This is a genomic window from Micromonospora sp. LHW51205 (genome assembly GCF_003315815.1).
Taxonomy (GTDB): Bacteria; Actinomycetota; Actinomycetes; order Mycobacteriales; family Micromonosporaceae; genus Micromonospora; species Micromonospora chalcea.
Window position 1 is genome coordinate 132,713 of record NZ_QMEZ01000011.1, and the last position, 25,476, is coordinate 158,188.

Annotated in this window: 22 protein-coding genes; 9 read left to right on the forward strand and 13 right to left on the reverse strand. The window is 72.5% G+C overall.

Features of this window, described 5'->3' with window-relative positions:
- Window positions 1-32 precede the first annotated feature (32 nt).
- Window positions 33-812: an SDR family NAD(P)-dependent oxidoreductase gene (locus DQE82_RS28620; RefSeq protein WP_082931086.1), complete on the reverse strand. Its 780-nt coding sequence runs from the start codon at window positions 810-812 to the stop codon at window positions 33-35.
- 287 nt (window positions 813-1,099) lie between these two features.
- Between DQE82_RS28620 and DQE82_RS28625 the strand changes: the two genes are divergently transcribed.
- Complete coding sequence (locus DQE82_RS28625; RefSeq protein WP_113974707.1) at window positions 1,100-2,152, forward strand: acyl-CoA desaturase; 1,053 nt, start codon at window positions 1,100-1,102, stop codon at window positions 2,150-2,152.
- Window positions 2,153-2,272: 120 nt separating this feature from the next.
- On the forward strand, window positions 2,273-3,421 hold the full coding sequence (locus DQE82_RS28630) for an FHA domain-containing protein (protein WP_064447934.1): 1,149 nt from the start codon (window positions 2,273-2,275) through the stop codon (window positions 3,419-3,421).
- Window positions 3,422-3,477: 56 nt separating this feature from the next.
- Here DQE82_RS28630 and rocD read toward each other — a convergent pair whose 3' ends face one another.
- The 5 genes from rocD to DQE82_RS28655 all read right to left on the reverse strand — a co-directional run bounded on the left by rocD (window position 3,478) and on the right by DQE82_RS28655 (window position 8,968).
- On the reverse strand, window positions 3,478-4,692 hold the full coding sequence (rocD, locus tag DQE82_RS28635; RefSeq protein ID WP_187693737.1) for an ornithine--oxo-acid transaminase: 1,215 nt from the start codon (window positions 4,690-4,692) through the stop codon (window positions 3,478-3,480).
- Window positions 4,692-5,507, reverse strand: coding sequence for a dimethylargininase (ddaH, locus tag DQE82_RS28640; RefSeq protein ID WP_181373781.1), 816 nt, complete (start codon window positions 5,505-5,507; stop codon window positions 4,692-4,694). The genes rocD and ddaH overlap by 1 nt, the downstream gene beginning before the upstream one ends.
- A gap of 289 nt (window positions 5,508-5,796) precedes the next feature.
- Entirely contained in the window at window positions 5,797-6,660 is an 864-nt protein-coding gene (locus tag DQE82_RS28645) for a DUF4190 domain-containing protein (protein ID WP_064447861.1), read from the reverse strand.
- 113 nt (window positions 6,661-6,773) lie between these two features.
- On the reverse strand, window positions 6,774-8,213 hold the full coding sequence (locus tag DQE82_RS28650) for an RICIN domain-containing protein (protein WP_199496151.1): 1,440 nt from the start codon (window positions 8,211-8,213) through the stop codon (window positions 6,774-6,776).
- A gap of 5 nt (window positions 8,214-8,218) precedes the next feature.
- Window positions 8,219-8,968: a cellulose binding domain-containing protein gene (locus tag DQE82_RS28655; protein WP_064447860.1), complete on the reverse strand. Its 750-nt coding sequence runs from the start codon at window positions 8,966-8,968 to the stop codon at window positions 8,219-8,221.
- 277 nt (window positions 8,969-9,245) lie between these two features.
- Between DQE82_RS28655 and DQE82_RS28660 the strand changes: the two genes are divergently transcribed.
- Entirely contained in the window at window positions 9,246-10,055 is an 810-nt protein-coding gene (locus tag DQE82_RS28660) for an Fpg/Nei family DNA glycosylase (RefSeq protein ID WP_113974730.1), read from the forward strand.
- A 1-nt stretch (window position 10,056) separates the two neighbouring features.
- Here the strand turns inward: DQE82_RS28660 and DQE82_RS28665 are convergent, their stop codons facing one another.
- From DQE82_RS28665 to DQE82_RS28690, 5 genes are all read right to left on the reverse strand, one after another.
- Entirely contained in the window at window positions 10,057-10,929 is an 873-nt protein-coding gene (locus tag DQE82_RS28665; RefSeq protein WP_113974709.1) for an aminoglycoside phosphotransferase family protein, read from the reverse strand.
- 545 nt (window positions 10,930-11,474) lie between these two features.
- Entirely contained in the window at window positions 11,475-12,644 is a 1,170-nt protein-coding gene (locus DQE82_RS30740; protein WP_158560018.1) for a hypothetical protein, read from the reverse strand.
- Between the two features lie 290 nt (window positions 12,645-12,934).
- A complete protein-coding gene (locus DQE82_RS28680) occupies window positions 12,935-14,356 on the reverse strand; it encodes a WGR domain-containing protein (protein WP_069087377.1) in 1,422 nt (473 codons plus the stop codon).
- Window positions 14,357-14,487: 131 nt separating this feature from the next.
- Complete coding sequence (locus DQE82_RS28685) at window positions 14,488-15,867, reverse strand: FAD-dependent oxidoreductase (protein WP_113974731.1); 1,380 nt, start codon at window positions 15,865-15,867, stop codon at window positions 14,488-14,490.
- A 41-nt stretch (window positions 15,868-15,908) separates the two neighbouring features.
- Window positions 15,909-17,057 carry a glutamate--cysteine ligase gene (locus DQE82_RS28690; RefSeq protein WP_113974711.1) on the reverse strand — a complete coding sequence of 383 codons (1,149 nt, stop codon included), beginning with the start codon at window positions 17,055-17,057 and terminating at the stop codon, window positions 15,909-15,911.
- Window positions 17,058-17,242: 185 nt separating this feature from the next.
- Here DQE82_RS28690 and DQE82_RS28695 point away from each other — a divergent pair, with 185 nt between their 5' ends.
- From DQE82_RS28695 to DQE82_RS31400, 4 genes are all read left to right on the forward strand, one after another.
- Entirely contained in the window at window positions 17,243-17,518 is a 276-nt protein-coding gene (locus tag DQE82_RS28695; RefSeq protein WP_043328576.1) for a DUF6412 domain-containing protein, read from the forward strand.
- Between the two features lie 131 nt (window positions 17,519-17,649).
- On the forward strand, window positions 17,650-18,396 hold the full coding sequence (locus tag DQE82_RS28700) for a YidC/Oxa1 family membrane protein insertase (protein ID WP_113974712.1): 747 nt from the start codon (window positions 17,650-17,652) through the stop codon (window positions 18,394-18,396).
- A gap of 78 nt (window positions 18,397-18,474) precedes the next feature.
- Window positions 18,475-19,899: a carbohydrate-binding protein gene (locus DQE82_RS28705; protein WP_043328578.1), complete on the forward strand. Its 1,425-nt coding sequence runs from the start codon at window positions 18,475-18,477 to the stop codon at window positions 19,897-19,899.
- A gap of 144 nt (window positions 19,900-20,043) precedes the next feature.
- Window positions 20,044-21,609 (forward strand): cellulose binding domain-containing protein, encoded by a 1,566-nt coding sequence (locus DQE82_RS31400; protein ID WP_069087379.1) that lies wholly within the window; start codon window positions 20,044-20,046, stop codon window positions 21,607-21,609.
- Between the two features lie 13 nt (window positions 21,610-21,622).
- Here the strand turns inward: DQE82_RS31400 and DQE82_RS28715 are convergent, their stop codons facing one another.
- Together DQE82_RS28715 and DQE82_RS28720 are read right to left on the reverse strand one after the other, a co-directional pair.
- Window positions 21,623-22,285, reverse strand: coding sequence for a DedA family protein (locus tag DQE82_RS28715; RefSeq protein ID WP_043328580.1), 663 nt, complete (start codon window positions 22,283-22,285; stop codon window positions 21,623-21,625).
- A 70-nt stretch (window positions 22,286-22,355) separates the two neighbouring features.
- Window positions 22,356-22,946 carry a DUF1349 domain-containing protein gene (locus DQE82_RS28720; protein ID WP_113974713.1) on the reverse strand — a complete coding sequence of 197 codons (591 nt, stop codon included), beginning with the start codon at window positions 22,944-22,946 and terminating at the stop codon, window positions 22,356-22,358.
- Window positions 22,947-22,999: 53 nt separating this feature from the next.
- On the opposite strand from DQE82_RS28720, the gene DQE82_RS28725 reads away from it, so the two are divergent.
- Window positions 23,000-24,652 carry an alpha-amylase family protein gene (locus tag DQE82_RS28725; RefSeq protein ID WP_043328583.1) on the forward strand — a complete coding sequence of 551 codons (1,653 nt, stop codon included), beginning with the start codon at window positions 23,000-23,002 and terminating at the stop codon, window positions 24,650-24,652.
- Window positions 24,653-24,712: 60 nt separating this feature from the next.
- On the forward strand, window positions 24,713-25,471 hold the full coding sequence (gene fabG, locus DQE82_RS28730; RefSeq protein WP_113974714.1) for a 3-oxoacyl-ACP reductase FabG: 759 nt from the start codon (window positions 24,713-24,715) through the stop codon (window positions 25,469-25,471).
- The last annotated feature ends 5 nt before the right edge of the window (window positions 25,472-25,476 follow it).

Consider the following 25,476-nt stretch of genomic DNA (forward strand, 5'->3'; position numbering starts at 1 on the left):
GTGGTGAGAGGGCTTCGCTGCGCCGGTGCGCCTCACCTGATCGGCGAGCCGCCGTCGACCGGGATGGTGTGGCCGTGGATGAACGACGCGTCGTCGCTGGCGAGGAAGCAGACCGCGCGGGCGATCTCGTGCGGTTCGCCGTACCGGCCGGCGGGCGCCTGCATGGTCAGGTCGTAGAACGGGAAGTCGCTGGTGATCTCCGCGCCCTCGAAGGCGGCGGTCTTGATCACGCCGGGGCCGATGCCCACAGCGCGGATGCCCTGGTGGCCGTAGTCGTAGGCGATCTGCTTGGTGAGCCCGATGACGCCGTGCTTGGCGGTGGTGTACTCCGCGCCGACCTCGCTGGCGACCAGGCCGGACGCCGACGACACGTTGATCACGACACCCTTGCCGCGCTCCAGCATGTGCGGCAACGTGGCCTTTGTGGCGAGGAAGACGCCCTTCAGGTCGACCTCCATGACGCGGTCCCACTGCTTGTTCTCGATCTCCAGCAGCGGCACGTACGCGCCGAACACGCCGGCGTTGTTCACCAGCACGTCGATGCGCCCGTACGCGTCGAGGGCGGCGCTCACCATGGCGCGTACCGAGTCCTCGTCGGTGACGTCGGCCGCCACCGCCACCGCGTCGCCGCCGGCTTCCTTGACGCGGGTGACAGTCGCCTCGGCGCGTTCCAGGGAGAGGTCGGAGACGACGACCTTCGCGCCTTCGGCGGCCAGCTCGACGCACATGGACATGCCGAGTCCGGAGCCGACCTGGTCGGGGCTGAAGCCGCCGCCCGTCACGAGCACCACCTTGTCTGTCAATCCACGCACCGTGATGTCTCCCGTCTGTCGATGACCGTGCGTCCGGCACGGCTGACCGTTCGGATGAACGGCACTCATCTTTACGTACAGATTAGCTGGTCAGAGGGGGTGCGCCCACCGATGCGTGGGCTTGCTGCGGTGTGACGAAGATCGTTTGCCCGGGTCCGGCCCGGCGGGGTAGGGACAGCACCACCCCCGAGCCGGGGGTCTGCGGGATTACCCACGGCGACGATCGTCGCCAGAATCGGTGACGGAGAGTCGCGTACGAGAGCGTGGCTCGCGCATCGGGGGGCGACATGACTTCTTCCACGTCGACGGAACCCGCGGCACGGCGGGGCAGCGACTACGCGCGGCTGTCCCGCCGCATCGCCGAGGCGGGACTGTTGGAGCGGCGGCCCGGCCGGTACGCGCTGCGGATCGCGCTCACGCTCGGCGCGTTCCTGGCCGGCTGGGCCGTGGTGGCGCTCGTCGGTGACTCGTGGTGGCAGGTGCCGCTGGCAGTGGTGATGGCGGTGGCCACCACACAGGTGGCGTTCCTCGGCCACGACGCCGGGCACCGGCAGATGTTCCGGCGGCGCGGGCCCAGCGAGGCGGCCGGGCTGGTCGCCGGCAACCTCGCCGTCGGGCTCAGCTACGGCTGGTGGGTCGACAAGCACAACCGCCACCACGCCAACCCGAACCACACCGACGAGGACCCGGACGTCGGCGCGGGCGCGCTGGTGTGGACGTACGAGCAGGCGAGCGCCACGCGCGGCCTGGGCCGGTGGATGGCCCGCCGCCAGGCGTGGCTGTTCTTCCCGCTGCTGCTGCTGGAAGGGCTGGCGCTGCACGTGGCGAGCGTGCGGGCGCTCGTCGACCGCGAACCGGACGGGCGGTGGCGGGTGCCGATGCGGCACCGCGCGGTGGAGGCGCTGCTGCTCGCCGCCCACGCCGCCGGCTACCTCGGTCTGCTGTTCGCGGTCATGTCACCGGCCAAGGCGCTGGTGTTCGCGGCCGTGCACCAGGGGCTGTGGGGCCTCTACATGGGCTGCTCGTTCGCCCCGAACCACAAGGGCATGCCGATGCCGACCGACGAGGACGGCCTCGACTACCTGCGTAAGCAGGTGCTCACCTCGCGCAACGTACGCGGCGGCCGGCTCGTCGACCTGGCGCTGGGCGGGCTCAACTACCAGATCGAGCACCACCTGTTCCCGAACATGCCCCGCGCCAACCTGCGCCGGGCCCGGCCGCTGGTGATGGCGTACTGCGCGGAGCAGGGCGTCCCGTACGCGGAGACCGGGCTGATCGAGTCGTACCGGCAGGCGCTGGCGCACCTGCACGACGTGGGCCGCCCGCTGCGCGCGGGCTGACCCGGCCGGCTGCCGGTAGGGTCGTCGCTTGGTGGAGGGCGCGCCACGGTGGTGGCGCGCGGCACGGCGGGGCGTACCACCCCGGCCGCGTCACGGGACGACATCGTGCGGAGCTGCGGCATGAGATTCGAGATCAGCAAGGTGCTCGACGCCATCGAGGGACGGGTCTGCACCGATCCGTCGCTGGCCCGGGCCGTGGTCGACCTGGCCGAGGTCATCCGCTGGCAGAACCTGGACGGCGGTCGGCCGGCCAGCCTGCTGCGCCTCGGCATGGTCATCGACGCGCTGTCCCGGCAGATCGGTGAGGACAGCGTCCCGGTCTACGCGATCGTGCACCGGGCGCTGCTGTCCGACGCCGACCTGACCTCCAACGAGCGGATGGTGGTCCGCCGCTGGGCCGACGACGGCCTGGTGGAGGTGCTCGACCAGCCCGGTGACCGGATGCTGGAGGTGGCCGACCTGCTCGGCCTGCCGGTGCTCACCCGGGCCCGGCTGGACGGGCTGGTCGGCCGGTACCCGTGGCTCGGGCAGGCCGGGCGCGTGCTCGCCCCGGTGCCCGGCGCCGGTGGGCCGGTGTTCATCGCGCACGTCGGCGGCGGCCAGGACCCGGCCACCGGCAGCCGCTCACCGGCCGGCGTCAAGTTGCTCTCCCGGCAGTGGCGCTGCCCCGAACCGGGCTGCGCGCTGTTCGGCGGCGGCGGGGGCGGCGGCGCGTTCGCCGACCTGGCCGCCGTGGACCGGGCGCCGGCCGAGCAGCCGCCGCCCACGCTGCGCACCGGCGCACCGACCTGCCCCCGGCACGGCGCTCGGCTCTCCGACGCCGGTCCGCGCCCGCGTACCGAGGTGCTCGCGGTGCGCATCGGCGGGCTGGTGCGCAAGCGGTTCGCGCTCACCGAGACCGAGCCGGTGCAGGTCGGCCGGGCGCCGGAGGGGCCGGGCGCGGTGACGCTGGGCCAGTGGCTCAACGACGAGGCCCGGCGCTGGATCAGCCGCAGCCACATCCGGCTGGAGCTGCGCGTGGGCGAGGTGGTGGTCACCGACACCAGCACCAACGGCTCCGGCGTACGCCCGGGTGGCTCGATGGCGGAGAACGAGCGGATCGCGCTGGCGCCGCAGCAGTCCCGGGTGCTCGCCGAGGGGGACCTGATCGAGCTGTACCCGGGCGTGCAGGTGGGCCGCGCCGCCAAGATGAGCAGCGACGCCACGTACACCCCGAACTCGGTGATGGCCGAGGCGCCGACGATGGCGATGCGGCTGCCACGTCAGTGACCCGCACGCGAAGGCGCCGGGACCGTCGCGGTCCCGGCGCCTTCTCGCGTACGGCCTCAGCCGGCCAGCACGGCGGCGAGCTGCGCCACCGCGTGGTCGATCTCCTCTTCGGTGATCACCAGCGGCGGGGCGAGCCGGATGGTCGAACCGTGCGTGTCCTTGGCGAGCACACCCCGCTCCATCAGCAGCTCGCACGCCTGCCGGCCGGTCATCAGCGCCGGGTCGATGTCCAGCCCGGCCCACAGGCCGCGACCGCGTACCGCCACCAGGCCCTTGCCGAGCAGGCCGCGCAGGCCGGCGTGCAGCCGCTCGCCCAGCTCGGCCGAGCGGCGCTGGAACTCGCCGGTCGCCAGCAGCCGGACCACCTCGGTCGCGACCGCGCAGGCAAGCGGGTTGCCGCCGAACGTCGAGCCGTGCTGGCCCGGCTGGAGCACGCCCAGCACGTCGCGGTTCGCGGCCACCGCCGACACCGGCACGATGCCGCCGCCGAGCGCCTTGCCCAGCAGGTACATGTCCGGCTCGACGCCCTCGTGCTCGCAGGCGAACGTCGCGCCGGTACGCCCCAGGCCCGACTGGATCTCGTCGGCGACGAACAGCACGTTGCGCTCGGTGCAGACCCGGCGCACACCCGGCAGGTAACCCTCCGGCGGCACCACGACGCCCTGCTCACCCTGGATCGGCTCCAGCAGCACGGCCACCGTGTTCTCGTCGATCGCCTCGGTCAGCGCGGCCAGGTCGCCGTAGGGGACCACAGTGAAACCCGGGGTGTACGGCCCGAAGTCGGCGCGTGCGTCGGAGTCGGTGGAGAAGCTGACGATGGTGGTCGTACGGCCGTGGAAGTTGCCCTCCGCCACCACGATGTTGGCCTGGCCCGGCGTGACGCCCTTGACCTGGTAGCCCCACTTGCGGGCCACCTTGATGCCGGTCTCCACCGCCTCGGCGCCGGTGTTCATCGGCAGCACCAGGTCCTTGCCGCAGAGCGCGGCCAGCTCGCGGCAGAAGTCGGCGAACTGGTCGTGGATGAACGCGCGGCTGGTCAGCGTGAGCCGGTCGAGCTGCGCGTGCGCGGCCTCGATCAGCTTCGGGTGCCGGTGGCCGAAGTTCAGCGCCGAGTATCCCGCCAGGCAGTCCAGGTAGCGGCGGCCGTCCACGTCGGTCAGCCAGGCGCCCTCGGCCGACGAGATCACCACGGGCAGCGGGTGGTAGTTGTGCGCCGTGTGACGCTCCGCGTCCCGGACCGCGGACGGAGTCCGCAGCATGTCGTCGATGATCACTTGCTCGCCTTTCCCTGACGGAGTCGCAACGTGCAGCACTTCGGTCCGCCGCCGGCCTTGCGCAGCTCGGACAGGTCGATCCCGATGGTCTCGTAGCCCCGGTCGCGCAGCTTCGCGGCCAGGTCGGTGGCCTGCGCGGGCAGCACCACGTGCCGGCCGTCGCTCACCGCGTTCAGGCCCAGCACCTCGGCGTCGGCCATGGTGGCGTGGATCGCGTCCGGGAACAGCCGGCGCAGCACCGCCCGGCTGCCGGGGGAGAACGCCTCCGGCAGGTACGCCACGGTGCGCTCGTCGAGCACGGTGAGCGCGGTGTCCAGGTGGTAGAAGCGGGGATCCACCAGCTGCATGGTGACCACCGGGTAGCCGAAGACCTCCTGGAGCTGCGCGTGCGAGGCGTGCGCGGTGCGGAACCCGGTGCCGGCGAGCAGGTGGTCACCGGCCAGCAGGATGTCGCCCTCGCCCTCGTTGACGTGCTTCGGGTCGTACATCTCGAAGCCGGCGGCCTCGAACCAGGCCCGGTACGCGGGCGCCTCGTCGGCGCGCTGCGGGTCGCGGAATTGCACCGCCATGGCCTTGCCGTCGATCACGGTGCCGCCGTTCGCGGCGAAGACCATGTCCGGCAGGCCGGCGACCGGCTCGATCAGGTCGACCTCGTGGCCCAGGTCGAGGTACGTGCGCCGAAGCTGCTCCCACTGCCGGATCGCCAGGTCGGCGTCGACCGGGGCGGTCGGGTCCATCCACGGGTTGATCGCGTAGTCGACGGCGAAGTACGTCGGCCGGCACATCAGAAAGCGCTGGCGGATGGCGTCCATCGTCATGTCGTGCTCCCAGGGTCGGGCGCGCCCGGCCACCGTCGGCCCACGGGCTGGCGCCGTGGTCCAACGTTATGCGGCCCGGGTAGACGACATCCACCGCGAGAAGTTGCGTTGAGCAGCGAATCGTTGCGTTGAGCAAGTGGGCGGCGAACGATCGTTGCGTCGACGCCGGACACACTTCGGGGGCGGCGAACCGCCGCCCCCGAAAGAGGTGTTGCCCGGCCGGTGAACCACCGGAGCTGATCAGGCTGCCGACGCCCTGCGTCGGCGATCGGGACAGTGCCCGTCAGAACCAGTTGGCAAACTGTGAGTCGAGCCACTCGCGGAAGCGGCCCACCCAGTCGCCGTCGGTGGTCGGCCAGTCGAACTGGCCGGTCATCGCCACGATGCCGAGCACCACCGCGGCCAGGCCGACGGCGATGCCGATCAGCGCGTCGGTCTTGCCCGCCACGTGCCGGCGACGGGTCGCGATCAGGCCCAGCACCGCCAGCACCGCGCCGGCCGCGCCGACGCCGATGCCGTACCCGGCGAGCGTGCCGGAGAGCACGAACAGCGCCCCGACCACCGAGACGATCAGGCCGAGCGTGGCGAGCAGGCTGGCCCGGGGACGCTTCGTGGTGTACGGCTCCGGCCGGTCCACCCGGCCGTCGCCGTCGGTGTCCGTACCGTCGGGGCGGCCGTCCCGGTCGAGGTCGGCGCGGCCGTCGCGGTCCAGGTCGGTGGTGCGCTCGGCGACGGGCGCCGCGCCGGCGGTCCGCGCGTCGGTCACCGGAACGGTCCGCGTGTCGGCGTCGACCCGGCGGCCGGTGACCGCACGCGCCGCCGCGCCCCGGTCCGCGGCCCGCCGCCGTGCCTCCGCCTCCCGCTCGTCGTCGGCCGCCACGGTCCGGCGGCCGGTCGTCGTGGTCGCCGTCCGGCCGTCGGTGGTGGCGTCGAGGTCGCGTGCGTCCCGGTCGGTCGCCGCGTCCCGGGCGCGCTCGTCGTCGGTGGCGGTGGCGGCGCTGCGGTACGTGGTCCGCTCCTCGTCGCGGTCGGTGACCACCGGCCGGTCGGCCGGCTGCTCGGCGGTCCGGTCGCGTTCGTCGACGACACCGTCGCCGTTGGTATCGGTACTGGTCGCCGGAGCGTTCCGGCGGGACAGGATCTTCACTGTGGCACCTCCTGATCCAGGCGCGGAGGCCGCGCATGACATGCAGGAAGTACCCAGGGGTGCCGAAATCGACACCCCTGGGCTCGCTCCGCACGCTCAGGCGTGCCGTCCGGTCACGCCACCGTGCGTGACCACTGCTGGTTGGTGCCCGAACCGCAGGTGTACTGCTGGACGTCCGCGCCGTCTCCGGTGCCGGCGTTGACGACGTCCAGGCACTTGCCGCTGTGCCGGGCCCGCAACTGGAACCAGCCGTCGCGCGCGGCCCACTGCCACTGCTGGTTGGCGCCGCTGCCGCAGGTGTACTGGATGATGTTGGCGCCGTCGGCGGTGCTCGCGCTGGCGACGTCGAGACACTTGCCGCTCGCGGCGTTGACGAGGCGGAACCATCCGCCGCCGGCGTCCTGGAACTCCCACCTCTGGTTCCCGCCGCCGTTCCAGCTCCACTGCTTGACCTCGGCGTTGTTCGCCGTGGAGCCGTTGATCACGTCCAGCACCCGGCCGCTGTGCCGGGCGGTGACGCGGTAGTACGCGGGCGAGTTGCCGGTGACGGTGCCCGCCGCCGCGTCGATGGTGACCGACGGGTACCAGGTCAGGCTCATGCTGGTGGCGGTCGGGAAGGCGATCGGCAGCCACACGTACTGGGAGTCGTTGGCCGGGCCGCCCCACGCTCCGGCCCACCTGTCACCCAGATAGAGGTAGCTGGTGCCGGACGTGCCCTGGACCGGCAACACGAACGCCGGCTGCGAGTTGAACGTGGTGCCGTTGCCCACGTCGGTCCAGCCGCTCCACGGTCCCGAGATGCTCGACGCGGTGGCGTACCGGGCCTGGTTCGGGCTCCACCCCGTCGCCCCCGACGTCAGCAGGAAGTAGGTGCTGCCCCGCTTGAACATCGCCGGCGCCTCGCGGTGCGCGCCGTCCCAGAAGTTGCCCACCAGGGTGGCCACGTTGAGGTAGTCCGACGTGAGCCGGTAGATGTTCAGGTCGTAGTTGTCGTCGGCGGCCGAGATCATGTACGCGGTGCCGTTGTCGTTGTAGAGCGTGATGTCCCGGGACATGTGCTGCCCGAGCGGCCGGAAGCTGCCGTGATAGGTGTAGCTGCCGTCCACAGTGGCCGAGGAGGCGACAGCCGCCCGGGCCTCGTTGTAGTCGGACCCGTTCTCCTTGTGCATCCACATCACGAACCGGCCGGTGGCGGCGTTGTAGATGACCTTCGGCCGTTCGATGTTGGCGACCCGCAGCTCGGCCGCCGACGACTGGGTGAGCACGTTGTTGCGGAACTCCCAGGTGCGCAGGTCCGTCGAGCGGTAGACGGAGACCGCCCGGAACGTGTTGTCCGGGTTGCGGTTCTCGCCGAACCAGTAGTAGTAGTCGCCGACCTTGAGCACGCCGCCGCCGTGGGCGTGCACCACGGCGCCGCTCGTGTCGGTGAACTGGGTGCCGTTGGTGACTGTCACCGGCGCCGCCAGCGCGCCCGCCGCCGGTCCCAGCACCGCCGCCGCGAGCGCCACCGCGAGCGCCACCACGACCGCGCCGTACCGTGTCGTCCCTCGCACGGCTGTCACCTGCCGCACTTCGGCGTGATGGTGCCGGGCGTCGCGCCGGCCGCCACGAGCAGGCCGAACGTCGTCGAGCCACCCGGCGGCAGCGTCCCGTTCCAGGAGGCGTTGCGGACCGCGACGTCCTGGCCGGTGCCCTCCGCCACCCCACCCCAGACCGACTGGATGCGCTCGTCACCCGACCAGCGCCAGGAGACGAGCCAGCCCGGTGCCGGTTCGGCGCCGTCGTTGCGCACCGTCACCGTGGCGACGAAGCCACCGCCCCAGCTGGCGTCGATCGTGGCCGTCGCGGAGCAGGTTCCCGACGTCCGGGCCGGCCCGCCGATCACGTACGGGTCCCGTGTGCCGTGGGTGTCGCCGAACCGGAACCAGTAGTCGGTGTCGGGGGCCAGGCCGGTGACTGTCACCTTTCCCTGGCGCTCCGGCCCCGTGACGGCTTCGGCCACCGGGTTGCGCCACGCGGTGGCGTCCTCGCGGCTGGTGAAGAGGCTGACGAGGAGCGGCGGGTCGTAGCCGCAGGGCGGGCTGAGCACCATCCAGTAGGTGATGGTGACGCTGGTCGCGGTGGCCCCGGTCACCTGGCCGGTGACCGGCAGCGCCGGCGGGCAGGCGAAGGTGGGCGTGGGAGTGGGCGTCGCCGTGGCGGCGGCCGTCATCGCCGTGGCGGCGGGTGACTGGTCGGCACCGGCCGAGGCGGTCAGGCCGGTCAGGGTGAGGGTGGCGGCCAGTGCCGCGCCGAGCGTACGGAGCATGTGTCTCTCCCGAGCTGGGGGCGCCGGGGGCGGTCGGCGCCGGAGTGGTGGTGGACCGCGATGTCGCCGCCGTAGCGGCACGGCGGAGCGCCGGAGACGACTGCCCGGCACCGGGGTGGCACATCACCCCGCGCTTGTCCCTCCGGCGAGATCGAGCGGCTCGCACTGGCTCCCGAGCGCTACCGCCGCCAGTCTTTCAGTCGACGAACGTCGATTCAACGTCGTCCCAGCACCCGACGTGGCCGGCCATCCGATCCGCTGGCTACGCTTGGTCGTTGTGCCAGAGGGACACACCATCCACCGCCTCGCCGCCCGGCACGCCGAGCTGTTCGCGGGCGACAAGGTGCACGCAGACAGCCCGCAGGGCCGCTTCGCCGAGGGCGCGGCCCGCCTCAGCGGCACCGTCCTGGACGGCACCGAGGCGTACGGCAAGCACCTGCTGCACCACTACGCGGTCGAGCTGACGCTGCACGTCCACCTGGGGCTGTACGGGAAGTTCGCCGACGGGGCCGGGGAGCCGCCGGCCCCGGTCGGGCAGGTGCGGCTGCGCCTGCACAGCGATCGGAACTGGCTGGAGCTGCGTGGCCCGACCGCCTGCGAACTGCTGACCCCGCCCGAGGTGACGGCGCTGCGCGACCGGCTCGGACCCGACCCGCTGCGCGCCGACGCCGACCCCGACCGGGCGTACGCGCGGATCCGGCGCAGCCCCACCCCGCTCGCCGCGCTGCTGCTGGACCAGTCGGTGGTGGCCGGCACCGGCCTGATCTTCGTGACCGAGGCGCTGTTCCGGGCCGGCCTGCCGCCGCTGCTGCCGGGCCGCGACCTGAGCGCGGCCGGCTGGGCCGAACTCTGGGCGGACCTGGTGACGCTGATGACCCGCGCGGTCGAGCGGGGCCGGATCGACACGGTGCGCGACGCCGACCTGCCGGAGGTCACCGGCCGGGCGCCGCGCGTCGACCGGCACGGCGGCGAGGTGTACGTCTACCGCCGCCCCGGCGCGCCCTGCCACGTCTGCGGCACCGAGGTGAGCCGGGGCACGCTGGCCGGACGCAACCTGTACTGGTGCCCCACCTGCCAGGCGGGCTGACTCACATCTCGTCGAGCAGCCAGCGGGCCGCCTCGACGTTGCCGGGGAAGACCTGGTCGCCGCCGATGCACCAGGCCACCGTCTGGCCGATCGCCCAGCCGCGTACCCGCTCCCGGTCCAGGCCCAGCTCGGCGCTGAGACGGTCGAGCCGGTGCCGGACCGCCGCGGGGGAGTGGCCCAGCTCGGCGCCGCGCACCAGCGGCACCACCGCGAACTCCCGCTCGCCGACCAGCGGCTTCGGGTCGATCACCAGCCACGGATCGCGTCCCGCCGCCAGGATGTTGCCGGCGTGCAGGTCCTGGTTGACCAGCACCTGCTCACCCTGGCTCGGCGCCAGGTCGGCGAGCAGCCCGAGCGCGGCGTCCAGCAGCCGCCGCTCGTACGGGCGGTTGGCCCGCTGCCAGTTGCCCGGCATCCGCTCCGCCCAGCCGGCCGCCTCCTCGGCGAGCGGAGTGAACGGCGGTCCGGCCGGCACCCCGAGGCGGGGCAGCAGCTCGACCGCCACGTCGAGCGCGGCGTCGGGCGGCAGGCCGTACAGCGGGGTGCCGGGGTCACAGCGCTCGACGAGCAACGCGCGCCGGCCCGGATCGTGGGCGAGCAGCCGGATCGCGCCCCGGCCGTCCCAGTGCGCCAACGCGGTGGCCTCGTGACGGCTGTCGTCGTCCGGGTACTGCAGCTTCAGCACCGCCCGCGTCCCGTCGGGCAGCGTCGCGGGCAGCGCCAGCGACGCGAACGCGTACCCGAACGGCGGCCCGACCGTCAGCTCCCACCGTGCGACGCACGCGGCGAGCCGGTCCGGCAGCTCCGCGAGCCAGGCCCGCCCGGCCTCCGTCCGCTCGACCCAGCGCAGGCTCTCAGGAATGTCACACCGCATCCGGTCATCCTGGCCGAGCGAGGCGACCGGCCGTGCACCGCGGCGTCCTCGACGCGCACGCCGACGAAGTGACGCTCATGGCCGTCCCGGCCCTCGCCGAGCGGCCTGACGAAGACGAGATGGATCAACCGGACGGTGCTCATCTGCCCGAGATCACCGCCGACGCCGGTCCCACCCTTGACGCAGCCACGCCTCCCACCAGCTCGCCGAGGTGGTGGCATCATCACCCTTGATCAACACCACCTCGCCGAGGTGGTGGTGTCGCGGAGCCGTTGATGCCACCACCTCGGCGACCTGGTGTTGATCAAGCTGGGCCGTGGCTGTCAGTCGGCGGGCAGCATTCGGCACCCGGTGTTGACCAAGGAGTTCGCGTCACCGGAGCGTCAGAAATTCGCCGCAAACTCCTTGATCAACTGGCAGGAGTGGAGGGTTCGGCGCGGGACGTCAGGTGCCGGGTGTGGTTGGGGAAGGGGCGCCAGTGTGATCCGCGGTCAGGGGAGCCGGGCCGGGGCAGTCGTCGTGCCCGGCCCGGTGCCCGTCCGGATCTACCATCCGTCCGGGGTCGGTCGGCGGCGGCGGGCCAGCAGCATCAGGCCGGCGCCGACGATCAGGAGAGCCCCGCCGCCAGCCACCAGCGGCGCGGTGGCGGGACCGGTGATCGGAAGCCCTCCGGTGCCTCCGCCTCCGACGGTGCCACCGCCTCCGCCGCCGCCCGGCGAGGGCTCGCCGCCGGGTGTCGACACGCGTACGGTGACCACCTCGGACACGCCGACCAGCGCCGGGTCTTCGCTCGGGACGACCACGCGGTAGCGCAAGGTGCCGGGTGTCTTCGGCGTGATGGTGATGCGGTACGCGCCGCGGTCGCCGTTCGTCAGGTCGGCGGCCACCTTCCGCCACGTCCTGCCCTGGAGCTGCTGGAGTTCGATGTCCAAGCTGCCGTCGGGCTTGACCACGCCGGTGATGGTGACTGTGGTGCCGGGCCTGACGGTGGTGCGGTTCGCTTTCGCCGTGACTGTCGGCCTCACCCGGGGGTGGTCAGCCGCGACGACGATGTAGCGCGGCGAGATCTCCGAGGGGGACGGACGGATGATGCCGACGCACTTGAGGTAGTTGTCGCCCTTCGGATAGGTCCGGGAGAACGTCCCGTCGGCCTTGGTGGTGCCGTTGGGCTCGCTCAGGTATTCGACGCAGACGTTGTCGCTGCCGAAGAAGATCGGCTGGTTGCCGATGCCCTCGCCGGTGTCCTCGTAGTAGAACCGTCCCGCCACGGTCAGCGGACCGTCACCGACCAGTGGGTCCGGGGTGAAACGCATGGTGACCGCGGGCCGGTGGGTGCCGGTGACCTTCAGCCTGGTGTTCGCCGAGGCGGACGGGTCGACGTCGAGCCGGTTCCAGGCGGCGTCCGTAGCCACCAGGTGGTTGACCTCCCAGGTGCCGTTCCAGGTCGACGGCACCTGGATCGTCGCGCTCCAGGTGCCGTCCTGCGGGGTGCCGGCGGTGAGCGACAACTCGGCGCCGTCGGTGCGGTCCGTGCCGACGAGGCGCAGACCGACGTAGGGCAGGGAGCCGCCGTCCATCTCGGAGGCCTCGACCACGCCGGTGTCGTCGGTCAGGTGCACCGTCACCGTCACCGGCACCAGGTCGACGCCCGAGACGGAGACCGCGTCGGGTGAGACCGTGACGTCCACCAGCACCGGTGGCGTCTGGTCCGCCACGGCCGCAGGGGAAGGCGTGGCGGTTGCGGAGGGCGTGGCGGTTGCGGAAGGTGCGGCGGTTGCGGGCGGCGCGGCGACGAGGACACCGCCGGGCAGCAGGAGAAGAGCCGTCGCGGCCATGCGCCACACTCGCATGTCGGTGCCCCTTCCGAGGTTGACCGGTAACGGAGAGTTCTCCTGTCGGTACCGTACTCCGTCGATGTGTTGCCGGCTGCCCCGTCGGCCTGTCGATTCGCCGGGACGGTCGGCCGAGGACCCCGGCCGACCCGCCCTCCGACTCGGCCGGCGGCTCAGCGCAGCCGGCGGATGTCCCCGTACGCCCGGTAGAAGCCGCCCCGGCCGGACTCGCGGACCTCGGTGACCAGGAAGCGCGCGCCCGGCTCGCGGATGCCCTTGGGGAACTGCACCGGCCAGTCCCGCCGGTAGCCGTCGGCCAGAACGTGGACGCGCAGCCGGCCGCCCTGCTCGACGCACTGCACCAGCACGCCGTCGCGGTCGTCGGTGGTCACCTCGACGGAGGTCCAGGCGGCCGGCTCGGGCAGCCGGGCCGGCGCCTTCACGTCGACCACGTCCGGCACGCTGCCCGCCTCGGCCGCCCGGATCGCCGCCTCGCTCGCGTCGATGCAGGCCAGGTGGCCGCTCGTGGTGACCACGTAGAGCCGGTTGTCGTGGTACTGCATCGAGTACGCCGAGCCGCAGCCGGTGCCCAGCTTCCACAGCCGGTTGCCGGCCTGGTCGAAGCAGTAGATCGAGGACGCGCTGTCGCCCGCGAACACGTACCGGCCGCCCTCGGCGGTGGCGCAGGAGAAGACCGCGGCGTCACAGCGGTACGTCTGCTCGGCCCGCCCGTCCTTGCGCAGGCGGACCACCTCGCGGGTGCCGGTGCCGGCGAACACGGCGTCCCGTTCCTGCCAGCCGAACAGGACCGCCCCGGTGCCGGTGTGCCACAGTTCCCGCCCGGTACGCCAGTCGTAGCCGGTGACCCCCTGCGAGTGGCCGTGGTAGATCGCGTCGGCGTCGCAGCGCACCATCCACGCGGACCGGCCGCGCCCCGGCCGGCGCCAGAGGAACTCGTCCTCGTGGTCGATCGCCGAGATGCCGCCGTCGCGATCGGACACGCCCAGCACGCCGTCGTGGATGTCCAGCCAGTAGATGTCGATCTCGGGCGCGATCGCGTACGCCGCGCGCGGCACCTTGCCGGACAGGTCGTAGACGTTGCCGTCGTCGCAGCCGGCGTAGACCCAGGCGTCGTCGGCGACGATGCACTTCACCCCGTCGGGGAGCCGGACCTGGTTGACCAGCCGGGCGTCGTGGTCGAGCGTGGTGATCACGCCGTGCTCGTTGCCGACCATGCAGTGCCGGTCGTCGACGAAGATGCCGAAGGCGGGCGCGCCCGAGGCGTACCGCCAGAGGACCGGCGCGGTGCGGGCGGTGGAGCGGGTGCTGACGATCTGCCGGCGCGAGACCGTGCGCTTCTGGCGTACGCCGCGCACCGCCGGGGCGTACCCCTTGCGGACCTTCTCGCCGATCTTCTTCGCGGCGGCGGCGCGGGCGCGGGCGTTGTCCGGGAAGGTGCTCGTCTTCACCTGGCCCTGGTCGCCGATGCGCCCGTAGCGCACGGTCATCGCGGTGTCGTCGACCACCACCTCGTAGAACTTGTGCGCTCCACCGTCCACTTCGGACAGTTCGAGGTAGGTCGTCTCCTGTGACATGGGGGTTTACCTCCGAGGGGAAGTGCCGGACCGGCAACGCGCACACGCTAACGCCGAGCACCGACAAACCCGGGTCTCGGTGTTAAGAAGGGGCCCTTCCTCTACCGGAGGCGTTAATAGGGGGCCCTTCCTTACACAGCGGCGGCGAGGGCGTCGACGGCCTTGCGGGCGGCGATCAGCACCGGGTCCCACACCGGGGCGTACGGCGGCGCGTAACCCAGGTCGAGCGCTGTCATCTCGTCCACCGTCATGCCGTTCCACAGCGCCACGGCGAGCGCGTCGATCCGCTTGGCCGCCTCGGACCAGCCGACGATCTGCGCCCCGAGCAGCCGCCCGCTGGGCCGCTCGGCGATCAGCTTGACCGTCATCTCCCGCGCGCCCGGGTAGTAGCCGGCCCGGTTCGTCGACTGGGCCAGCACCGTGACGAACTCGAAGCCGGCGTCCAGCGCGTCCCGCTCGCGCAGCCCGGTGCGGCCCACCTCCAGCTCGCAGACCTTGGTGACGGCGGTGCCGATCACGCCGGGGAAGGTGGCGTAGCCGCCGCCGATGTTGATGCCGGCGACGCGGCCCTGCTTGTTGGCGTGCGTGCCGAGCGGGATGTGCACCGGCATGCCGCTGACCCGGTGCAGCGACTCCACGCAGTCACCGGCAGCCCAGACGCCGGGCACGCCCGGAACCCGCATCCGGCGGTCCGTCCGGACGCCGCCGGAGGGCCCGATCGGCAGGCCGGCGGCCTCGGCGAGCGCGGTGTTGGGGCGTACCCCGAGACCCAGGACCACGACGTCGGCCGGGACCGGTCCCTCGTCGGTGACCACGGCGGAGATCCGGCCGTCCCGCTCCTCCAGCCCGGTGACGGTGAGGCCGGTGCGGACGCCGATGCCGGTGGCACGCATCGCGTCGGCCACCAGCTCGCCCATGTCCGGGTCGACGGTCGACATGGGTTGGTCGGCCTGCTCCACCAGTTGGACGGAGAGCCCGCGCTGCACGAGCGCCTCGGCCATCTCCACGCCGACGTAGCCGCCGCCGACCACCACCGCGCGCCGGGGCCGGGGCTCGCGTTCCAGCCAGTCGATCAGCGCCGCGCCGTCGCCCAGCGTCTGTACGCCGAACACGCCCGACACGTCGTCGCGCGCCCAGTCCGGCTGCACCGGGGACGCGCCGGTGGCGTACACCAGGGTGTCGAAACCGGCGCGGACCTCGCCGCCGCCGTCCAGGTCCCGCGCGATCACCTCGCGGCGGTCCAGGTCGACGGCGGTGACCTCGTGCCGGGTACGGACGTCGATGCCGAAGTCGTCGCGGAAGGTCTGCGGATCGCGGCTGATCAGCTCGTCCCGCTCCTCGACCAAGCCGCTCACCCAGTAGGGGATGCCGCAGGCCGAGTAGGAGGTGAAGTGCCCCCGCTCGAACGCGACGATCTCCAGGTCGGACCGGTCGCGGCGGCGGCGACGCGCCTGTGACGCCGCCGACATGCCGGCGGCGTCGCCGCCGATGACGATCATGCGCTCCGCCACGCCGCCCATCCTGTCACGCCGGGACACGGCCGTGCGGCCGCTCAGCCACGGGTCTGGCGTGCCACGTCCGTGACCACGTCGACGAGCCGTCCGGTACGCGCGAACACCGCCCGCTGCCGGGCCGCTCCGCTGCCGTGCCGGCGCAGCCCGCCCAGCAGATCGGTCACCCGGTCCAGGTCGCCGTGCCGATCCAGTTTCGGGCGCAGCCGGTCGACGAGCCGGTCCAGCAGCTCCCAGGCCGGGCGCAGCTCACCGTCGGTGAGGTCGACGCCCTCGCCCTCCAGCCCGTCGTGGGCGGCCCGCCAGTGCGCCGCGACGAGCAGGTGGTGGTCGGTGTTGACGGCGGGACGGCCGGCGGCGATGTCGGTGAGCGCGGTCGCCACGAGCGCGCGGACCAGCGCGGCGACGAGCACCGCGTCGTCCACGGTCGGGCAGACGTCGCCGATCCTGATCTCCACGGTGGGGTACTTGGCGGAGAGCCGGGCGTACCAGTAGAGCATTCCCTCGTCCAGCATCACGCCGCTGGCGATGAGCTGCCGGATGAGCCGCTCGTAGTGCTCGTGCGACTCCAGGTACGGGGTGGGCGCGACCGACGGCCAGCGTTCCCACTCCACCGAGCGCCAGCTCGCGTACCCGGTGTCCTCGCTGCGGGAGAACGGGGAGTTCGCGGTGACCGCCTGCAGGATCGGCAGCCACGGCCGGACGTGGTTGAGCACCTGCACGCCGGTGTCCGGGTCGGGGATGCCGACGTGCACGTGCATGCCGTTGTTGCCGGGACCGGGCACCAGCAGCCGGAACCGCTCGATCATCCGGTCGAAGCGGGGCTTGTCCACCACCGGCGGCACCGGCCCGTCGACCGGTCCGGTGCCGATCGCGAGCAGCCGTACGCCGGCCCGCTCGGCCGCGTCGGCCAGTTCGGCGCGCAGCATCGACAGCGAGTGCCGGATCGAGGACAGGTCCAGCCCGGGCGGGCTGCCGATCTCGATCTGGCTGGTCTGGAACTCGCGCTCCACCTGACCGCGCAGCTCGGCCGGCACCTGCTCCATGACCAGGTCGACGGCGGGTACGGCGGTCCCGGTGTGCGGGTCGGCGAGCAGGAACTCCTCCTCGACGCCGACTGTCAGCAGGTCGGTTCCGCCCGACGCGGCGCTCCGCTCACGCTCCGCCACTGAGCCGCTCATCGCCACCACCGTCTCCTCCGGACCACTCGCGGCACGGTGCCGCGTGGCCGAGGACCTGTTACCCACCGTGTCCGTTCCGGAAAACGTGCCGGTGGGCGTGTCGGCGCCGGTTCGCCCGTTCGGGTCGGTCGAGTGCGTTCGCGCACGGGGCAGCAGGGCGTGACACGGCGGGATACCGTGGTCGCGTGGCGGGGATGCTGGCGGTGCTGACGGGGGCGTGGGCGTACGCGCTCGCCCTGTTCGCCGACCGGCCGGCCGGGCTGCTCGCCGGCGCGGCGGTGGTCGCCGCGCTGCTGCTCGCCACCCTGCTCGCGCTGCGGGTCCGCGCGCTGCCCACGCCGCCCGGCACCCGGTTCGCCGCCGCGTTGCGGGCCCGCGCCCGCCGTCGCGGCGTTCCCCGCCAGGTCGACCCGAACGCGCCGGGGCGTCCGCGCCCCCGCGCACCCGGCCTGCGCCCCTCGGCCGCGTAGCCACCCTCCGGCCCGCGCCGGCGGGCCGCCGTTTCCTTCCCGGCTTTCGCGGCCGATTCCGTCGTCATCCGTCCCGCCGTGCGGCACGTCGCCGCCCGGGACACCCGGAATCGCCATCGAGGGGTCCACCCATGCTCGCCTTCGCACCGTTGCACTCCGCGGCGTCGGCCGCGGCCACCGTCGTCACCTGGCTCGCCGACGTGCTCGCCCCGCTCACCGGCGGCGCCGCCACGGCGGCCGCCATCGTCCTGTTCACCGCCGCGGTCCGGCTGCTGATCTCGCCGCTGACAGTGGCCCAGGTCCGCGGGGAGCGGCGCCGGACCGCACTCGCCCCCGAGGTACGGGAACTCCAGCGCCGGTACGCCGACGACCCGGCCCGCCTCCAGACCGAGTTGTTCGCGCTCTACCGCAACGCCGGGGCCAGTCCGGTCGCGGGCTGCCTGCCGGCGCTGTTGCAGGCGCCGTTCTTCCTGGTCATGTACCGACTGTTCGCCACCGGTGACGGCGCGCCGCAACTGCTGGGGGAGCGGCTGGCCGGCGTACCGCTGGGGTGGCACCTCGGCGACGGCCTGGCCGGCCCGGTGCCGCTGGTGTTCGGCGTGCTGCTGGCCGCGTTGCTCGCGCTGGCCTGGTGGTCGTCGCGGCGGATGCGCCGGGCGGCAGCCGCCACCGGCACGGTGGCCGGGACGCCGACCGAGGGTCCGGGCGCGGCGGTGCTCGGCCGGCTGCTGCCGCTGCTGCCGTACGGCACGGTGCTCGTCGCGCTGGTGGTGCCGCTGGCGGCGGTGCTCTATCTGGTGACCACCACGGCGTGGACGGCGCTGGAGCAGGTGATGCTGCGTCGCCCGCAGCCGGCGGCAGCCATCGACAAGCGTTGACAAGTGCGGGGGCGGGCGCGTAGAAATCGCTCTCAGAGAGCGCTCTCCCGGACCCGTCCCCGCAGAGAGGCACCCCGAATGAACCCGATCCCGGCGGCTCCGGCCGCCTCCGCCACCGTGCCCCGATCGCGCCGCCGCCTCGCCCTGGCCGCGGGTGTGCTCGCGCTCACCACAGCGCTCGCGGGCGTCTCGATGACCGCCCAGGCCGCGGTGCCCCCGACTCCCTCCGGCTGGAGCCTGGTGTGGAGCGACGACTTCACCGGCTCGGCCGGCACGCTGCCCTCGTCCGCCAACTGGATCATCGATACCGGCACCAGCTACCCGGGCGGCCCGGCCAACTGGGGCACCGGCGAGATCCAGACCTACACCTCCAGCACCGCCAACCTGGCCCACGACGGCTCGGGCAACCTGCGCATCACGCCGCTGCGGGACTCGGCCGGCCGCTGGACCTCGGCCCGGATCGAGACGGTACGGGCGAACTTCAAGCCGCCGTCGGGCGGCGTGCTGGCCCTGGAGGGCCGGATCCAGATGCCGAACGTGACCGGCGCGGCGGCATCCGGGTACTGGCCGGCGTTCTGGGCGCTCGGCTCGCCGTACCGGGGCAACTACCAGAACTGGCCTGGTATCGGCGAGTTCGACGTGATGGAGAACGTCAACGGGATCAACTCGGTCTGGGGCGTGCTGCACTGCGGCGTCGCGCCGGGCGGCCCGTGCGGGGAGTTCAACGGCATCGGCGCGTCCCGGGCCTGCCCGGGCAGCACCTGCCAGTCGGCGTTCCACACCTACCGGTTCGAGTGGGACGCCTCGATCAGCCCGCAGCAGCTGCGCTGGTACGTCGACGGCCAGCTCTTCCACACCGTCGGGCAGAACCAGATCGGTGAGCCGTACTGGAGTCAGATGACCAGCCACGCCGGCTACTTCCTGCTGCTCAACGTGGCGATGGGCGGCGGCTTCCCGGACGGTGTGGCCGGCTCGGCGACGCCGACCGCGTCGACGGTGTCCGGCCGGTCGATGCTCGTCGACTACGTGGCCGTCTACACCCGGGGTGGCGGGAGCAACCCGTCGCCGACCCCGACCACGCCGCCGCCGGGCGGGGTGCGTGACGCCTACTCGACGATCCAGGCCGAGTCGTTCAACGCGCAGAACGGCGTGCAGGTGGAGACGTGCTCCGAGGGCGGCCAGGACATCGGCTGGCTCGCCAACGGCGACTGGGCCCGCTACGACAACGTCGACTTCGGCTCCACGCCGCCGCGCGACTTCGTGGCCCGGGTGGCCTCCGGCGCGGCGTCCGGGGTGAGCGGGCTGGTGGAGGTCCGGGTGGACAGCCCGACCGCGCCGCCGATCGGCAGTTTCGCGATCGGCAACACCGGCGGCTGGCAGACCTGGCGCTCGGTGCCGGGCAACGTCGGCGCGGTGACCGGGCGGCGCACGGTCTACCTGACGTTCAGCAGCGGGCAGCCGTCCGACTTCGTCAACGTCAACTGGTTCACCTTCCGTCGCTGAGGCCGATGGGGGCGCGACCCGGACCCCGGTCCGGGTCGCGTCGAACCGGTGCTGGACAGAAACAGTTAACACTCCTAATAATAGGCGCACGTCGACGGTTGTGAATCCCTCTCCACCCCCCCCGCCCGTCCCCTGGAGGACGCCGTGAGACTCCGCCCCCGCCTGGCGACGCTCGCCGCCGCGCTGACCACCGCCGTGGTCGCCGGCGCGCTGCTCGCCGCCCCGCCCGCCTCCGCCGCCACCGCGGCCTTCGTCCGCACCTCCAGCTGGAGCAGCGGGTACGAGGCCCGGTTCACCGTCACAAACGACAGCTCCGCTGCCATCTCCTCGTGGAACGTCCAGTTCGACCTGCCGTCCGGCAGCACGCTCGGCTCGTTCTGGGACGCCCGCCTCACCACCTCCGGCCAGCACGTCACCGCCGTGAACCAGTCCTGGAACGGCGCGCTCGCCCCGGGCGCCAGCACCAGCTTCGGCTTCGTCGTCAGCGGCACCGGCGACCCGGTGAACTGCACCGTCAACGGCGCCTCCTGCGCCGGCGGCGGCAACCCCGGCAACCCGGGCGCGCCCGCCACCCCCGGCGGCCTGCGGGTCACCGGCACCACCGCGTCGTCGGTCTCGCTCGCCTGGAACGCGGTCTCCGGCACCGTCACCGGCTACCGGGTCTACGAGGGCAGCACGGTCAAGGCCACCGTCACCGGCACCTCGGCCACCGTCTCCGGGCTGGCCGCGTGCAGCGGGCACAGCTACACGGTGACCGCGTACAACGGCAGCGGCGAGTCGGCGAAGTCGGCGGCGGTCGCGGCCACCACCAGCGGCTGCACCGGTGGCGGCGGGGGCGCGATGGCCGCCGCTCCCTACCTCTACCCGGGCTGGGGCGACCCGCCCGCGCCGTCCACCGTGATGGGCGCGACCGGGATCAAGTGGTTCACCATCGCGTTCGTGCTCTCCGGCGGCGGCTGCACCCCGGCCTGGGACGGCAGCGGTCCGCTGACCGGCGGCACGCACGCCGCCACCATCGCCGCGATCAAGGCGGCCGGCGGCGACGTCATCCCGTCCTTCGGCGGGTGGAGCGGCAACAAGCTCGGCCCGAACTGCTCGTCCGCCGCCGCGCTGGCCGGCGCGTACCAGCAGGTCATCAACGCGTACGGGCTGAAGGCCATCGACATCGACATCGAGAACAGCGACGAGTTCGAGAACGAGGTGGTGCAGGACCGCATCCTGGACGCCCTGAAGATCGTCAAGCAGAACAACCCGGGGATCAAGACGATCATCACGTTCGGCACCTCGACCACCGGGCCGTCGTACTACGGCACCCGGCTGATCAACCAGGCCGCGGCCAAGGGCGCCGGGATCGACGTGTTCACGATCATGCCGTTCGACTTCGGCGGCGGCGCGAACATGTACCAGAGCACCGTCAACGCGGCCGAGGGCCTGAAGACCGCGCTCAAGAACGCGTTCGGCTGGTCCGACGCCACCGCGTACGCCCACATGGGCCTGTCCGGCATGAACGGCCTCTCCGACCAGCAGGAGCTGACCTCGCCGGCCACTTGGACGCAGATCCGCGACTGGGCGAAGGCGCGCGGCCTGGCCCGGTTCACGTTCTGGTCGGTCAACCGGGACCGGCCCTGCCCCGGCGGCGGCGTGGTCGCCAACTGCTCCGGCATCGCGCAGAACACCTGGGAGTTCACCGGCATCACCGCGGGCTTCTGAGCCCGCGACGCGGTCAGCGCCCGGCGGTCACCGACTGCCGGGCGCGCCGCCGGCGCACCTTCTTCACCGCCCAGCTCACGATCATGAAACCGAAGACGGCGAAGATCGCGTAGTTGAACCACGAGCTGTACCTGTCGACGTCCTCCCACCGCGACCCGAGGGTGAACCCGGCGCCGACGATCAGCGCGTTCCACACCCCGCTGCCGAGCGTGGTGAGCAGGATGAACTCACCGAGCGGCATCCGGTTCGCGCCGGCCGGGACGGAGACCAGGCTGCGGACCACCGGCACCACCCGGCCGATCAGCACCGCCCACCGCCCGTGCCGTTCGAACCAACGGTCGGCCTTCTCCAGATCCTGCAGGTCGACCAGCGGGATGTGGTCCAGCCAGCGCTTGAGCCGCTCCTCGCCGAGCGCCGCGCCGAGCCAGTAGAGCACCAGCGCGCCGAGCAGCGAGCCGACCGTCGCGGCGAGCACGATGAACACCACGTTGAACCGGCCCTCGGCGGACAGGTAACCGGCCATCGCCAGCACGATCTCGCTCGGGATCGGCGGGATGATGCTCTCCAGCGCCACCAGCAACGCCACGCCGACCGCGCCGAGCGAGTCGATCACGCTCGCCACCCAGCCGGTCAGCCCGGTGAACTGGTTCGGGTCGACGTCCTGGGCCAGGGCCATGTCGGTCCTTCCACGCGAGAGCCGGAGATCCGAAAGTGTTACCCGGACCGGCCGGTGTCACACCTGTGACTCAGCCCTCCGGGTGCAGCGCGGCGTCCGCCGGACCCCGTCGCCAGCCGGTGAAGCGGACCCGCAGCCCGCCCCGGCTGGGCGAGCAGCAGTACGGCCCGGCCGACGCCTGCGCCGCCGGGTCGAGCGGGGCGACGCGGACCAGCCGCCACGGCTCGTCGTCGCACCGGGCCCGGACGGTCAGCGCGTCCCCGGCCCGGCTCACCCGGACCGTCACCTCCCGGCCCGACCACTGCGGCACCGGCGCCACCGACCAGTCCGAGAACTCCTCGGTGACCACGGCGCCGACCTGCGGCGCGCCGTCGCTCACCTCGACCCCGGCCTTGGTCCACCGCCGCTCGTCCACCCGGACCAGCACACCGGCCTGATCGAACTGCTCCGAGTAGTCGAGGAGGAAAGACACCTCCACGGCGCTGCCCGCGCCGAACGGCGCGAGCAGTGCCGAGCCGTCGTCGTGCACGAAGCCGTAGCTGGTGCGCCGCCAGAAGTCGCTGCCGCCGTGCGGCTCGACGAGCAGGCCGCCGTCGACCGGCTCGGCCCGCTCGGGCGGGTTCAGCCAGTGGCCGGCGGACCAGTCGTACGCCTCGTTCATCCCGGCACCGTACCGGGTTTGACGGCGCGCACGTTCGGAGAAGTAGTCCTCGCATGGGTGACAGGTGGTATCAGGAGGCGGTCGTCTACTGCCTCGACGTCGACACGTACGCGGACTCCGACGGCGACGGAGTGGGTGACTTCCAGGGGCTGATCGGCCGGCTGGACTACCTGGCCCGGCTCGGCGTGACCTGCCTGTGGCTGAACCCGATCCACCCCTCGCCCAACGAGGACGACGGGTACGACGCGACCGACTTCTACAACGTCGACCCGCGACTGGGCACGCTCGGCGACTTCGCCGAACTGCTGCACCAGGCGAGCAACAGGGGCATCCGGGTGATCATCGACCTGGTGGTCAACCACACCTCGGACCAGCACCCGTGGTTCCAGTCCGCCCGGTCCTCGCCGGACTCGCCGTACCGGGACTGGTACGTCTGGGCCGACCACGAGCCGGCCGACCGCCACCAGGGCATGGTCTTCCCGGGCGAACAGCACGAGACCTGGACCTACGACCGGACCGCCAAGGCCTGGTACTACCACCGCTTCTACAAGTTCCAGCCGGACCTGAACATCGAGAACCCCAAGGTCCGCGCGGAGATCAAGAAGATCACCTCGTTCTGGCTCCAGCTCGGCGTCTCCGGCTTCCGGATGGACGCCGTGCCGTTCATCATCGAGCGCACCGAGCCGGGCAACCCGAACTCGCCGAAGGACTTCGACTTCCTCACCGACCTGCGCCAGCACGTGCAGTGGCGACGTGGCGACGCGGTCCTGCTGGCCGAGGCGAACGTGGAGCCGGACGAGCTGCCCGTCTACTTCGGTGACGGCAGCGGCTCGGGCAACCGGATCCACATGCTGTTCGACTTCATGCTCAACGGCCGGCTGATGCTCGCCCTGGCCCGGGAGGACCCGGAGGTGATCATCGAGGCGTTGCGGGACACCCCCAAGCTGCCCACCGGCGGTCAGTGGGCCACGTTCCTGCGCAACCACGACGAGATCGACCTGTCCCGGCTCACCGCCGACCAGCGCAACGACGTGCTGGCGAAGTTCGGCCCGGACGAGAACATGCAGCTCTACGGCCGGGGCATCCGCCGTCGTCTCGCGCCCATGCTCGGCAACGACCGCCGGCACATGGAGCTGGCGTACTCGCTGCAGTTCTCGCTGCGCGGCACGCCGGTGCTGCGCTACGGCGAGGAGATCGGCATGGGGGAGGACCTGTCGCTGGACGGGCGCGACGCGATCCGCACCCCGATGCAGTGGTCCTACGCGGACAACGCCGGCTTCTCCACCGCCGAGCCGGAGAAGCTGGTCCGCCCGGTGATCGACAAGGGCGAGTACGGCTACCAGAACGTCAACGTCACCGCCCAGCGCAAGGACCCGCGGTCGCTGCTCGGCTGGTTCGAGCGGATGATCCGGACGCTGCGGGAGGCGCCGGAGACCGGCTCGGGCAGCACCACCCACATCGACGTGCCGATGCCGCCGGGCGTGCTCGCGCACCGCGCCGACGGGCGTACCGGGACGATGGTCTTCCTGCACAACCTCGGCACCGAGGACGTCGAGGTGGACCTGAGCACGCTGGCCCCGGAGGCGGACCTGCCGATCGACGTGCTGAGCGACCGCAACTACGAGGACGTGGGCAAGCTCGACCGGCTCAAGCTCGGCGGGTACGGCTACCGGTGGATCCGGCTCTGCCGGGGCCACGGGCGGTAGGCGCGGCGTACCGGCGGGTTAAGCTCCTTCGATCGAGCCACAAGTTACCGGGAGGTAAGCATGTCGGAGGAGCCCCGCATCGCCGTCGTCACCGGAGCCGCGCGCGGCATCGGCGCGGCGACCGCCCGCCGGCTGGCGGCCGACGGCATGGCCGTCGCCGTGGTCGACATCGACGAGTCCGCCACCAAGGAGACGGTGGACGCCATCGGCTCGGCCGGCGGCCGGGCGCTCGGCGTCGGCGCCGACGTGTCCGACCGGGCCCAGGTCGAGGCAGCCGTGGAGCGGATCGCCGCCGAGCTGGGCGCACCGACAGTGCTCGTCAACAACGCGGGTGTGCTGCGCGACAACCTGCTGTTCAAGATGACCGAGGGCGACTGGGACACGGTCATGGGCGTGCACCTGCGCGGCGCGTTCCTGTTCAGCCAGGCCGCGCAGAAGCACATGGTCGAGGCGAAGTGGGGCCGGATCGTCAACCTGTCCAGCACGTCCGCGCTCGGCAACCGGGGCCAGGCGAACTACTCGGCCGCGAAGGCCGGCCTCCAGGGCTTCACCAAGACGCTGGCGATCGAGCTGGGCCCGTTCGGGGTGACTGTCAACGCGGTCGCGCCGGGCTTCATCGTCACCGACATGACCGCCGCCACCGCGGCCCGGATGAAGGTCGACTTCGACGACCTCCAGAAGCACGCCGCCGCCGAGATCCCGGTACGCCGCCCCGGCCGCCCGGAGGACGTCGCGCACACCATCTCGTTCCTCGCCAGCGAGGGCGCGTCGTTCGTCTCCGGCCAGGTCATCTACGTCGCCGGCGGTCCGAAGGACTGACCGCC